Raw genomic sequence first — 3,012 nt, forward strand, 5'->3', positions numbered from 1 at the left:
TGTCCGTTACTCCTAAGACCTGCACAACTTTCAGTGCGGACTCTTGGAGCGTCAACAACTCACGTTCACAAAGAGTGCACCAGAATCCTTACTGCAATTTGCGTGCCAATCATACATAAATATCCCCTATTTTTAGGAAAAACGGAAAAATTTTTGGCCTGCTCCTACAAAAACCCAAAAAAGTACTTGACAGCCGCACGTTAGGGTGATAGAATATCTCTGTCTTTATCAAAAGACGTTTTCCACCTCAAACGAAGCATCGCTAACTTGCAAAGATGCGAGCCTCCGCATCTTTCGCAAAGATGCTCGTAGAGAAAGGAAAACCCCATTATCGCCCCTTTTAATGGCGGTCGGTTCCCCCCGACCGCCATTTTTATTCTTAAAGCTTCGTCCGCAAGCCACTTTCTCTGAAGAGAGAACGTATTATTGAAGGGTAATATATAATCCATCTCGGTACGAAATGCGCATCATTCGCTCTATATCCCCGCTTACCCAACAGACCATCGGTTGCTACCCCAGCGCAACCGAAGAAGAGATCGCCGCCGCCGTGGCCCAGGCACACGAAGCTCTGCCTCAATGGTCACGCCTTACGCCTCGCCAACGCTGTGGCTATCTGAGGCAACTTCGCGGGGTGCTGACCGCCCAAGCAGAACAGCTCGCCTCCACCATCCATCAAGAGATCGGCAAACCTCTGCAGGAGGTCTACGGAGCCGAAATTTTGCCGTCGCTTGCAGCCCTTAAATGGCTTGAACAACAGGTTCCCCAACTCCTTCGTCCCCGCCATCTCCACCAAACAACCCTCTACCCCCAACCCTACGGCGTCGTGGGAGTTATCGGCACGTGGAACTATCCCCTCTGGCTAAACCTAACCCCTATTCTTTGGGCTTTAGCAGCCGGCAACACCGTGGTGTGGAAGCCATCTGAACTGGCTATCGCTTCAGCCTGCGCTCTGCAAAACTGCTTTGAACAGGCCAATCTCCCCGTCTTTCTTGTGATAGGTGATGCCGCAACAGGCCAAGCCCTTTGTCGAAGCACCATTCAGAAGCTTGCTTTTACGGGCAGTTTAACCACAGGTCGCACCATCCTTGCTACCTTGGCACAAGGGCCTATTCCTGCCGTCATGGAGCTATCGGGCAATGATGCCAGCATTGTAACCGCCCATGCAAACCTGCTGTCTGCAGCTCGTTGCCTTGTGTGGGCACGCTGTTGCAATGCAGGGCAAAGCTGCGTTGCGCCACAACGTATTTTCGTTCATCAACGGTGCCATCATGAGTTCCTTACTCTCTGCCGAAAACAAATGGAGCGATTGCAGCCCGAACGTGATCTTACCCCCCTGCGTACAGAAGACTTAAGGCGTTCCCTGCATCAACGGGTTCAAGAAGCCTGTACTCAGGGAGCGGTGCTGCTTATGGGCGGACACCCCCTTCCACGCGCCGGCTACTTCTATGCCCCCACGCTCGTCGCCAACTGCACCGACGACATGGCGCTTATGCAGGAAGACCTCTTTGGGCCTGTACTCGCCGTTTCATCCGTTCGTGACGATGAAGAGGCTGTGGAACGCGCCAACCGCACGGAATTCACCCTCGGTGCCAGCGTTTGGACAAAAAATAGAGCACACGGCTGCCTCATAGCTCAGCAACTGCAGGCTGCCGTCGTCACCATCAACGAGACGGAACTGCTCGTCGCCGCGAACCCCGAAATCCCTTTTGGTGGATGGCGTCTAAGCGGTTTTGGCAAGCAACGCGGGCGCGAGGGCTTGGATGAGTTTGTGATATGGAAGGCCGTTCAGGTTGTGTCACCGTCAAAACGGAGATACCATCTTTTTCCTTATTATTGCGCCAATGTGCAAATACTCCGTTCGCTTGTGAAACTCAACAAACCTTCTTCGTTTTCCCTACGCCTTAAAGGGCTTTTCTCTCTCTTCACTGCCGTGCAAAGCTGGAGAAGAGAATATCGGCGCTCGATTAAAAATACTCATCGAGGAGATGGATAATGCGGATCGCAGTGATTGGGGGTGGTTTGGCAGGCCTAGCTGCAGCCGTGCGCCTCGCGCACGCAGGGCATCGCGTAACCCTCTATGAAAAAAATAGCCATCTCGGCGGCAAAATGAACGTCTGGAAAGCCAACGGCTTCACTTTTGATATGGGGCCTACCATCATAACAAAACCGGCAGTGATCGAACGACTGTTTCTTTCCGTAGGCCGTCATCACGAGGACTACCTTAACCTCGTTGCCCTTGATCCGCAATGGCGCGCTTTTTTTGCCGATGGCTCGCACCTTGACCTCTACTCCTCTCTTCATCGAATGAATGCCGAGCTGCAGAGGTTTGCACCACAGGAAGTGGCTAACTATCTCCGATTTCTTCGCTATGGCCATCGCATGAACTCGATTGCGGAGCGGTGGTTCTACTGGAAACCTTACGGCAGCCTGAGCGATCTCATGACAGCCAGCCCGATGAATCTTCAATCGGCTCTTCTTGCCATCCAAATGGACACTTTCACCACCATGCATGGCGCGATCCGCAAGCACTTCCGTGATGAACGGCTTGCACAGCTGTTCGAGCACTTCGTACAATATGTGGGTTCTTCTCCGTTTGTGGCTCCGGCCATTCTCTGCCTTATTGCATGGGTTCAAATCGGTCTCGGCTGTTGGTACCCCATGGGAGGTACCGGAGAAATTGCCGGGGCTTTAAGCAAACTCTGTAATGAGTTTGGAGTGGACATTCGCCTCAACACCTTCATCGAGCACGTCGAAACCGCCGACGGAAAGATCGTCGGTGTGCTCCCCTCAGGGGGTCAACTCGAGCGTTTCGAGGCCGTTATTGCCAACTCAGATATCGTGTACACACTCGAGCGGCTCCTTGATGCCCCCGAAGCCAAAGCGTACCTCACAAAACGACAAAAGCAACTCGAGCCGGCCTGCTCCGGCATTGTGCTCTACCTCGGATGCAATCGCACATGGCCCCAACTTCAACACCACAACTTTTTCTTCTCTGCCGATAGCGATGCCGAG

The 3,012-nt window shown here is 53.1% G+C and carries 2 protein-coding genes; both read left to right on the top strand.

The annotated features are described in order from the left end of the window. The first annotated feature begins 460 nt into the window (after positions 1 to 460). Entirely contained in the window at positions 461 to 1,993 is a 1,533-nt protein-coding gene (locus tag VKV18_RS00485; RefSeq protein ID WP_324202265.1) for an aldehyde dehydrogenase family protein, read from the top strand. Beyond that, positions 1,993 to 3,012 (top strand): phytoene desaturase family protein (locus VKV18_RS00490; protein ID WP_324202266.1); only part of this gene is annotated, 1,020 nt, incomplete at its 3' end. The genes VKV18_RS00485 and VKV18_RS00490, both read left to right, overlap by 1 nt.

The sequence above is a fragment of the Chthonomonas sp. genome, from assembly GCF_035294505.1.
Taxonomy (GTDB): domain Bacteria; phylum Armatimonadota; class Chthonomonadetes; order Chthonomonadales; family Chthonomonadaceae; genus Chthonomonas.